This is a genomic window from Nocardia niwae NBRC 108934 = DSM 45340 (genome assembly GCF_001613465.1).
Classification (GTDB): domain Bacteria; phylum Actinomycetota; class Actinomycetes; order Mycobacteriales; family Mycobacteriaceae; genus Nocardia; species Nocardia niwae.
Map to the genome: position 1 here is coordinate 1 of NZ_BDCK01000071.1, position 6,987 is coordinate 6,987.

Here is a 6,987-nt window from a genome sequence, read left to right on the forward strand (position 1 = left end):
AATCGGCTGACTCGGATTCGTTCCCCTGCGGCGGCGCGAGGCGAGGGTCAGGGACGCCACCCTGCGGGGATGCGGAGGGTGTGGCGACGAGGGGGTGCTGCGGCGGACTTGTCGTCGGACTCGGTGTGCTTGGTCCGGGTGACGCAGCGGCGCCATCGCCCGGGTTCGACTCCGGAGGGGGAATCAGTACACCGTTCTCGTCGAACAGGGCGACCCAGGCTTTGCGGACGAAGGAGTCGAAACGTGTCGCGCCCGTGGCGCGATCGATCGATTTCAATTGGGCCACAGCGGGATTGATCTGGATGACTGGTCCGCCGCTGTCCTTGGTGAGTACCAGCACCCCGTCGGTATTGGCGACATACAGCGCTCGCACGATCGCTGTCGCTCTCGTCGGCATCTGGTCGACGAGATCGAAAGCTTCGGTCAGTGAGGTGAACTGGTGCAGGTTTTCCTCACCCACCGCCTGCGCGAGGTCTCCTCGGGAGTGGATGAGAGCTCCATCCCGGACATCGGGGGGAATGCTGACGACTTGTCGTCCGTAGCGGTCGTTGACCACTTGAAACGCCAGACGTGCCTCGTCTGGCTGCATCATCGAGTCGGGACGCGCCTCAGGAGGCGTCCCACGCAGAGCCGCCGGGCCGGTGTGCCTCGGGGCCAGCGCGCGCCCCGCGCGATCGGCCTCGGCACGCAATTCGTCGCGTCGGCGGGTCAGGTCGGCCACAGCGGCGGGGGAGAGATCCGGTGCGTCCAGATGATGTTCCACGGCGAGCGCGCTGAGTTCGAGTGTGAGCCAACGGTGGGCCAGCGCGTCGAGTCGAGCCAGCTCGGCGGCCAAGCGCTCGTGTTCGGGTGTACCGGACTGAAGTTGGCCGAGCTGGATATACGCGTCCAGCCTTTCGCGCGGTATATCGGTCTGCGGCGGACCATCCTGCGCCGAAAGCACGGCGGGCGATCCGTTCGCGGAACCTCCGCTGGTCTCCGCCCGACCACGACGGCCGGACTCGATATCGCCTTGTTCGATTGCGTCGAGCGCGGTGTGGAGTTGTGTGACGCGTGCGTCGGCTGTTTGGTAGCGGGCGAGGGCTTCGGTTGCGGTCTGGATTTTCCTGGGGAGGTCCGGCTGGATGTGACCATCGGTTGTGTTGTTCGCGTCGGTCAACGCGGCCAGCCATTCCTTGGCCGCGTTGAAGTGGTGGACCAGCAGGGTGAGGCGTTGGCGGGGGGCGGTTGTGTTCGTCTGCTGCATCGCGGTCACCAGTTCGTCGAGGTGGCCGAGCATGTCCTGCAGTTTCCGATGACGTGCCCTGTCGGCGTCTGTCACCGGCGTGTTGTGGTCGGTGGCGTCGTGTTGGGCCGCGATGCCTTCGCGGATCAGTCGGACCGAGTTCAGATCGACGGTCGCCAGCAGGCCGAAGAAGCCGAGGCTCGGTTGCGCTTCTGCTGGTGTGACTTTCAATGCGGCGATGAGTTGCTCGAGGCGTTGGTCGGCTGTTCGGTAGCGGTCCACCGATTGCGCCGCGTGCCGCTCTTGATCCTCGAGGTCGGGGTGTACCTGTCCGTCGGTGGCGTGGTGGGCGTCCATCAGAGCCGCCAGCCATTCGGCGGTGGCGTGGAAATGGTGGACCAGCAGCCGAAGTTGTTCCGGTGGGATGGTCACCTTCGTTTGCTCTCGCACTGCACGCAACTGGTCGAGGTGTGTGAGCATGTCGTTCAGGCGCCGGAAGCGGGCTAGGTCCGCGGGTTCGGCGGCCACGCCGGTGTCGAGGATGGCGGCATCGCGTTCTGCCGTGATGCCCTCGCGAACCAATTCCAGTAGGGCGGGGTCGACCGCCGCGAGCAACTGCCGCGTCGAGGGATCACCCTCTCGGCCATCCTCGGGTGGTCGTCTCCCTGGCGGTTCGCCCGCAGTGGGCGGGGTAGGTGGTACGCCTTGCCCATAGGGGCGTCCCAGCCGATCGTTCTCGTCGTGATGGAAGACGCGGGGGTCGGGACCGGCCCTGCGTCCGAACCGCCGGTTCCGGGCCGGGGTATCGAGTACGGCGTGCGGGTCGACGTCGTCGTAGAAATGCGGTTGCTCGCGTAGAGATGGAGTCGCACCGCCTCCGACCTGCGGGCTGGGCCTCGGAACCTCGCTGTCGTCGAGCCGCTCCGGATCGGTCGTCTCCCTTGCTGGTTTGGTGAACAGCACCCTGACCCGGGAATAGTCGCCGAGGGAGCCGATCAGTCCTTCGAACGAGACATGGGTGAAACCGTAACGGGCGGCGATCTTTCCGGTGAAGGTACCCCGGGCCGCATCCTCTGGGGACGACCACAGATCCTGAATCAACGCGTTGAACGTGTCGAGGTTGTCGCGTTCTCCGAGACCGACCTCCCAGACTCCACGGATACCTCGCACGTGATGGCCGATCGCGTCCATCATGTGGCCGAACATCACCGTCCCGCTCGGCGTGCGTTCGGTTGCGTAGACATTGGCTTCCAGCACTCCGTCACGATCGACCTCTCCCGCGATTCCCTCGGGAGGGTGGAATTCATCGACGGGTGTTTTCAAGCCGTATCTGTTGACGTACCTGTCCAGGGGGGCCTGCTGAGCAGCCTGACGCATTTGCTCGATGACTTGGTCATGGAACGCGCCCGCTCCTCCGCTCAGCAAAGCGAACTGCTGCTGATAGACCTCGATCTCCGGCTGTGTCAGGCCATCGGCGTCGAAGGTGGCACTACCGCGGCCGTCGAAGCCCAACCGCGCGGAGATCTGGTCGAGCACCTGCCGCATGCCGGAGTGCGTAGCGGGAGGGTCGGAACGCAGCCCGGCCTGCGGGTCGGCATTGTCCGGCGTACTCGGCGTCGTTCCCTGGTCGTCGGACGGGCTCAGTGCTGTAGTCGGAAGTGCCAAGTGCACGTTCGAGTCCGCCAGCCATGGCTCCAACCGCGACGAATGGAAATCGTTGAACGCCGAGGCAACCCGGGCAGCGTCCGAACCGAGTTCGATATCGATGTATCGCGCGGTCGTGACTTCGCCTTCGCGATCGAGCGCGAGGGTCACCGAACCGGGAGCGCCGAGAACAGGATTGATCGACAACGTGATCACCACGCCGTTCGGTCTCGCTTCCACGGCAGTGACGGTCACCCAGTAGTCGTCACCGAACCCGGTGAACGTGCTTTCGGCACTATCCCCGCCGGAGTCGATCACGGAGCCGACCGTCGTGCGCACCGCATCGGAACGCCATACCAGACCTTGGCTTTCCTTACTCCTGACTTTGACCTCGAGGCCGTGTAGCTCTACGTCGAGGCTGATCAGTCTGTGTCGAAGATAGGCGCCGAACTTCGGATCCCGCGATGCCTTGCTGAACGCGCCGCTGCCGAAATGTATCCAGTCCGGCTCACCATCGGTGAACAACCAGACCCCGAGGCTGATCGGACCTTCACCTCGGTCTCGATAGGTCCGGTACAGGGCCGCGTGCGTCGCCTCGGTGGCGGGCGCCACACGGATGTCGTCCGGGTCCCTGCCGATGACGAATACGTCGCCGAGCGATCCAGTGGTATACAGCTGCCCACCTGGGCGGTAGAACTTTCCGCCACGCACAGTGACTCGCGTGTAATCGATGTCTGTGCTTTCTTCGGGACGCACCGCATCCGGACGGTCCGGCAAAGCGGTCTCGTACTCTCGGTGGCTCGATTCGCCATCGCCTCGAGGCGGCACGCCCGGACCGTAGGGGCGGCCCAGCGGCTCGTCTTCGTGGTGCTGGGAGACCGACGCGGTCCCGTCGGGAGTGGTCTCGCCGGTGGCATTCGGCCCGCGGCCGCCCGTGGATGAGGGTTCGGGCTGGGAACCGCGCCCACCGACCGCCCATCCTTCCGGGTTCGGGCCGATCGCATGGACCAAAGCCGGGTCGAATCTCTGTCCGCGTGCCGGTGGCACCGCCCCTACGTCCCCGGGAGTTTCCGGTCCGAACCCAGTGGGATGGTCCGCCATTGCTCCCGGATGCCCGGCGCGCGTGCTGGACCGCCGAGCCGGATCGGTGGATGGTCCACCACTTTGAGCCGCCGGGGCCTGCTGCCCCGTGGACGTCTCGGCATCGCTTCGCTGTTGTGCTTGCGGGGCGGACTCACCGGTCGAGGCGAATGGGTGCGGTGCGTTATAGGTGACCCCCGGGCCGCTCTCCGGCCACAGGTATCGCACTCGCCCCTCGGCGTCGACGTCGAGGGTGAAGGCGACGCCGTCGTACTCGCACCGCACCAACCACTGACGATTCGGCCGCTCCGGGTGAACGGTGATCGCGTTGTCCTGGAGGGCTCGCCCGCCCGCGTCGGTGATGATGGCCAGGAACGTGTCCACATCCTCGGCCCAGTCGGCCGGGAACTTGGCCATACCGGGCGCTCTACTATCCGGGCCCCGGCTGGTCAGCACTTTGCGAATGGTGCGGCCGCTCACCCGGATTTTCGCCGGCGGCTGAGCGGCCGGCTGCGGTACCGCGGGATTGCGGACGACTCCGGCTCCCCTCGCCGGCCACGCCGTGAGGATGCGCCCGTCCAGGCCCACCCGGACGACGACTCGCACCTCGTCGACGACTTCCTCGAGCTGCCAGAAGTGCGTGTCACCAGTTCTCCCGTCCAGGGACTCGCGCAGCACCGGGTTCGCCCAATTTCGAGCGACGGCGAAGGTGACATCGATGATCTTCTCATCGCCCCAGCTCTCCGGGAACTCGGTCTTGCCCGCCTTGCCGGTGCCGTACCGGTGGCCGCCGCCGGTCGCATCGCCGTCCAGAATGTGGGAGCGGCGTTCCTCGGTCAACCGGAACCAGTCGGCGGGCGGACGACGCGCCAGGTTGTAGCCGGCCGGAGGCGGCGGCTGGCTCGCGTCGGTGCTCGAACTACCTATGCGGCGCAGTTCCTGCAGCGTCTGCTCGAGTGCCGGGAAGAAGGCCGCCTGATCGGCGAAGATGATCAGTGCATTTTCCCGCATCTTCCTCGGCAGTTCGTAATCGGGCAGCTTCTGTCGCCAACCGTCGACGGACCTGAGCAGCACCGCGATGTGCCGCGCGGCGTCCTGCGCGGGTTGCCAGTGGGGCAGGCGGCGGGCGGTCTCGGCGAAGGTTCGGTCGGCCTGTTCGAGCAAGTCGAGCGCGAGAGCGGCATCGCGCGTCCGCGTCAGATAATGCGTGAGCGCCGTGGTGAGGACAGGCAGATAGGATGCGGCGGCGCGGGCGAAATCACGCTCCGGTTCGGTTCGCGCTCGACCGAAAGCCGCCGCTTCCGTCGAGATCGACGCGACGGCGCGGGTCAGCCCGGGATCGAATCCGAGGTCGGTGACCGACATCAAGTTGCTGTCGATGATCGCGGACCAGTCTCTGCCCTGCGAATCGAGGACTTCATCGAAATGCCGCCGGAGTTCCACGATCTGCTGAACCGCCGCATTCGTGCGTCCCACATGTTCGTACTCCGACACCGTTCGCGGCGTGAGCGACGACTCCTCGGACCAAGGCACCGAATCGAAAGACCGCTCGATCTTGGCGATCGACCGGCCGAGATGCTCGGGAAATCGGTGCATGAAATTGAAGCTCGGGTCCGCCGGCGAGGGGTGCGCCGCAGCCGTGCCGGGGCGGTGGAGAGCCAATGTTCCGGCCACCGTGAAGGTGGTGTCGGCGGCCGCGGCCAGCTCTCGGACAGCGGGCAGCTGGGCCGCAAGCCGGCGGCTGACGGCGAACAGCGTCGCGTAGTCGTCGATCGGGCCGGAGTGCGTATCTGCCTGGAGCCGGTGGGCTTGCTCCCACACCAGGACGTTGAGCGCGCGTGCGGTCGCCACGACTCGGGGCGCAGGCGGCGGTGCGCCACGATCGGCTGCCTCCAGATGCCCGATGGTTTCAGCGTGCATGCGGGTGAGCAGCGTGCGCACATCGTCGGCGGACAGCGCTGCGGCCCAGGCATGAAGCTCGGCGTAGGCGGCGTTGTGGAAATCGGGCAACTCCCGCGCGGTGGTGTCGGTGCGAACGGGTTCTTCGTCGACGCTTCCGGAGCCGTGCTCCGTTCCGAGCAGCGTGGATGAGACAACCCGCTCCGCACTCGGAAGCAATTCGCGCTCGACGGATTCGCCTGCGCCATCCTGATGGATCTCTGTGATCGCGATCGTGGCGCCTGGGAAGCGATCCATCAAAGCGGCATCGATGAGCCCGCGTACGGTGCCGAAATTGGCATTGTCCTGTACCGGAGCAACGTAGATGACCATTGCCTCGGCAGATCCCGATCGGAAAAACCGATAGAGGATCATCACCTCCGCGGTGAGATCACCGCTTGTGATGGAGATGGGAGCGAAGCCGCCGACCTCACGGGCCAGCGTCGGATGGCTCATCTCCGCTGCTTCGACCGCGTGCAATACCAGCGACGCGGTTGTCCGGTGCGCTCCGGTTTCATCGATCGCCGTTGTCGGGGTGGAATCGGTTTCCGGCCCGACCGCCGTGACCAGGCCGCTGATCGTGGAACGCTTCGACAGCTCGGCGGTTCCCTCGCCCACCATCCGGGCGACGATCGATCCCGATACCTCGATCCGGTTCGTGTCGGTGGAGGTACTGGATGCTTCGCCGCCTCCATGTTCCGGATTCGCTGTCGGCTCGCTCTCCGCAGCATGATGCCGTGGTGTGATTCGGGGAGCCTCGGTGGTCGGCGGCGTAGTCGCCGCGTCGGGACGACCGCTCGATGGCGCGCTCGGTGTCCTCGACTGGTCGGCCGACTCGTTCGAGGGATCCTCGGGTTCGCCCATGCCCGAGAGCTGGCCGGTGACGGGATTCTTGTAGTTGACCACGCCCCAATCGAGTCCATCGGGTCCGAGGATGCCGGTCGGTGTGCGGTGACGCTTGCGCGCTGGACGCGCGGTCGCGAACGGATCGTCGCCCTGGAAGGACACCACAGGTCCGGGAGACCGCCCGCCGCCCCCGGACCGCTGTGGCTGCTCTGGCCGGCTCGAGAGCGGAGGGGTCTCAGGGGAAGTGGTGCTCA

At 66.2% G+C, this 6,987-nt stretch carries 1 pseudogene; it reads right to left on the reverse strand.

Going from position 1 to position 6,987, the window contains the following annotated elements:
- Positions 1-6,895: pseudogene (locus NNI01S_RS35815) on the reverse strand (hypothetical protein); the annotation flags it as partial.
- Between the last annotated feature and the right edge of the window lie 92 nt (positions 6,896-6,987).